Below are 2,907 nucleotides of genomic sequence, written 5' to 3'. Positions count from 1 at the left end.
TCGTCACCCAGTTTAAAAACATGTTTGTCAAATACGACGAATCCGTTCTTTTCGTAAAAGCGGATGGCCCGGGGGTTTTTCTCCCATACGCCGAGCCATACAAAAGGGGATTTTCGTTCTTCGGCAACCTGCATGGCTTTATTGTATAGGATCTGGCCGACTTTGTGTCCGTGATATGCAGCGAGTACATATATACGCTCGATCTCAAGAGCTTCGGCGTCCATTGCCTCGGTTTGCGCGTTTCCGGTATTCAGCTTCAGGTAACCGATTACCTGTTCGTTTAAGGTGACAAAGTAAAACGCTGAGGCAGTGTTGCGCACTTCTGCGGTTAGCTTGTCCATGGAAAAGCCTTCTTCCAGGTACCTGGCTATATTATCGGCACTATTGGTATCCGAGAAGGTTTCCGCGAAAGTTTGTCTGCCGATTTGTGCCAAGGCCCCGATATCGTGTAGTGTTACTTTCCTGATATGTAAATTCTTCATTTTTTGCCAAAGGTAGTTTGAGTTTGTGGACGATTACGCTGATAATGCCTCAACATCCCTATGCAAAATATTTGGAGGGAGTTGTTCCTGAATAATTTTTAAAATCTTTTAACAGGTGCATGTCGTCATAATAGCCATTACTTAAAGCAATGTCGAGTGTACTTTTCGTAGCGCTTTTTAAATCATCAAATGCGCTAAGGAACCGTTGAAGTAAAATAAATTTTTTAGGGGACATTCCTATATATCGCTTAAAGTTTCTTCCAAGCCATTTGTGATTTACCTTAGCTTCAAAATATTTAAGTACCTCAGCTACTGAAATACTTCCACGCCTGCATTGGATTAATGCTATAGCCTCACCGATGATTCCGGGCATATCCGAGTGACCGTCAAAATTCTGGAAGTATGTTTTCAGAAACGCTATCCTCTCCGCAGCACTTGCATTCTGATAAAACTGATCAATCAGTGAAGCGAATTGATCGTCAATATCATTTAAGTTATAAAGCGTACTGTGATCGAAGAACGTCGGCCGCAACCCAAACGTTGAATAGAATGATGCCGGATGGAAACGAACGACAATAAATTCCTCATCATGTTTGATGTAATCCATATAGGTCTCTTTTAGTATGCCACCGCACAACCATACGGATGACATCTCTTTAAGTTTTCCCTGTGTTGTAATCCTGATCTTTTTATCCTTATCTGAACCGAAGATCAGTGTCGGAAAGCCGTCGTTAAATAACATTTGTTTAGAAGCAACGCTTTGACAAGAGAACAAGTAAACGCCCTGAACACAGCTGGTAATTTTTCTGCCTGCGCTCTTCTGATCAGCAGGCGCATTCTTGACCTCGTACTCCGTGATTTTTTTAAAAAATGTAATAGGCATATCCTCAAATATAACAAAAACTTCACAGGCCATTTATGTCCAAAAAGTACTGGTTAAGACCTTTCATCATCAGTAATTTTGGACATTTCAACACGCACTGCATTACCGTAAAGCCCATGCCACTTTCAATAAATTTAACCGTTTTCAAGAACTTTTTCCGCTCAGGCTCTGCTGGGGGCATTATTCTTTTTGCTTGTGTAATCATCTCTCTTATCATCGCAAACTCCCCTCTTTGGAAGGATTTTGAAGCGTTACTAGCGACACCACTGGGCTATGAGAATTCAAGCATTCATCTTCGCTATTCCCTCCAGCTGTGGATAAATGATGGACTAATGGCGATATTTTTCCTGATGGTTGGCCTGGAAATAAAAAGGGAACTTGTCGAAGGAGAATTATCCAGTGTCAAAAAGGCTGCCTTGCCCATCTTGTGCGCTGTCGGCGGCGCTTGTGTTCCTGCGTTCATCTACATGATGCTGAACAAAGGAGAACCAACGGCCAGCGGATGGGGAATTCCAATGGCGACTGATATCGCTTTTGCATTAGCGATTATCACACTGCTGGGCAAACGTGTTCCTGCATCGCTGAAAATCTTTTTAGCGGCCCTGGCGATTGTAGACGACCTGATGGCTATTCTCGTAATCGCCTTGTTCTACTCGAGCGACCTTCACTATATGAACCTCATTTATGCGGCTGGCATATTTCTTATTTTACTGCTGTTCAACAGGATGGGAATTAAAAACCTGCTGTTTTATTTAATTCCGGGGCTGCTGATCTGGTACTTTGTCCATCACTCGGGGATACATGCTACCATCGCAGGAGTTTTGACGGCGATGACAGTTCCAACAAATCCGACTGCTACGGAATCACCGCTTGAAAAATTGGAACATATGCTGTTGAAGCCCGTTAATTTTATCATTGTTCCTCTTTTCGCACTGAGTAATACCAATATTCATTTCGAGCCGGTAATGCTGGAAGGGCTTTTGAGCCCGTTGGGACTTGGAATAATAGCTGGTCTTGTTATTGGAAAACCTGTGGGTATCCTGTTGGCTTCGTGGATTGGAACCAAAACAGGAATCGGTCAGCTCCCGGCAAATGCGAAATGGATACATATTGTTGGTGTTGGGTTACTTGCCGGAATAGGATTTACGATGTCTATTTTTATTGCTCTGTTGTCTTTTATAGATCCTTTCTTAGTTGCTGAGGCAAAGTTTTCCATCTTAGTGGGGTCAATTTTATCCGGAACGTTAGGCTATCTCTTATTAAGCAGAACAAAGAATAGACAGCAATTTGCTAATTAACACCTAAAAAGATTTTCTAATTTCCTTTATTAATCGTAATATTGCGATATGGGATTAACAAAGACGGAGATGTTTACTGCGGAACAGAATCAGCTTGCGCAGTTTTTGAAAGCGATGGCTCATCCTGCCCGTATCGCTATTCTGCAAAGAATACTGATCTCTGATACGTGCATATGTGGCGATTTGGTGGATGAACTGGGACTAGCCCAGGCGACCATATCGCAGCATCTTAAGGAACTAAAGA

General features: G+C 42.5%; 4 protein-coding genes. 2 read left to right on the top strand and 2 right to left on the bottom strand.

Annotation, left to right across the window (positions count from 1 at the left end; all coding sequences use genetic code 11):
- The coding region (locus ACKI5J_RS11785; protein WP_407429674.1) for a GNAT family N-acetyltransferase at positions 1–482 on the bottom strand (482 nt) is incomplete at its 3' end.
- A gap of 58 nt (positions 483–540) precedes the next feature.
- On the bottom strand, positions 541–1,365 hold the full coding sequence (locus tag ACKI5J_RS11780) for a helix-turn-helix domain-containing protein (protein ID WP_407429673.1): 825 nt from the start codon (positions 1,363–1,365) through the stop codon (positions 541–543).
- A 116-nt stretch (positions 1,366–1,481) separates the two neighbouring features.
- Between ACKI5J_RS11780 and nhaA the strand changes: the two genes are divergently transcribed.
- The gene (gene nhaA, locus ACKI5J_RS11775) at positions 1,482–2,663 is read left to right on the top strand and encodes a Na+/H+ antiporter NhaA (RefSeq protein WP_407429672.1); all 1,182 of its coding nucleotides are present in this window, start codon (positions 1,482–1,484) and stop codon (positions 2,661–2,663) included.
- Positions 2,664–2,711: 48 nt separating this feature from the next.
- Positions 2,712–2,907, top strand: a 196-nt coding sequence (locus ACKI5J_RS11770; protein WP_407429671.1) for an ArsR/SmtB family transcription factor, incomplete at its 3' end; no start/stop codon positions are given.

The organism is Arcticibacter sp. (genome assembly GCF_045629565.1).
GTDB lineage: Bacteria > Bacteroidota > Bacteroidia > Sphingobacteriales > Sphingobacteriaceae > Arcticibacter.
Note: the sequence above shows the minus strand (reverse complement) of the source record. Positions and strands in the feature narration are given on the sequence as shown.

Coding starts and splice junctions, on each gene's coding strand:
- ACKI5J_RS11780 (WP_407429673.1), bottom strand. CDS start 1,365: ATGCCTATTACATTTTTTAAAAAAATCACGGAGTACGAGGTCAAGAAT.
- nhaA (WP_407429672.1), top strand. CDS start 1,482: ATGCCACTTTCAATAAATTTAACCGTTTTCAAGAACTTTTTCCGCTCA.